The organism is Cedecea sp. VD22 (assembly GCF_037150195.1).
GTDB lineage: Bacteria > Pseudomonadota > Gammaproteobacteria > Enterobacterales > Enterobacteriaceae > Cedecea.
This window is the reverse complement of the sequence record NZ_JBBCPX010000068.1, coordinates 1-266: the sequence shown is the minus strand read 5'-3', so window position 1 is coordinate 266 and position 266 is coordinate 1. Positions and strand designations below refer to the sequence as shown.

Sequence of the window (266 nt, the reverse complement as noted above, 5' to 3'; positions counted from 1 at the left end):
CCTGGGGAGTACGGCCGCAAGGTTAAAACTCAAATGAATTGACGGGGGCCCGCACAAGCGGTGGAGCATGTGGTTTAATTCGATGCAACGCGAAGAACCTTACCTACTCTTGACATCCAGAGAACTTTCCAGAGATGGATTGGTGCCTTCGGGAACTCTGAGACAGGTGCTGCATGGCTGTCGTCAGCTCGTGTTGTGAAATGTTGGGTTAAGTCCCGCAACGAGCGCAACCCTTATCCTTTGTTGCCAGCGGTTCGGCCGGGAAC

General features: G+C 53.8%; 1 rRNA gene. It reads left to right on the top strand.

The features are described from left to right. Positions 1 to 266, top strand: a 16S ribosomal RNA gene (locus tag WFK85_RS23515); the annotation flags it as partial.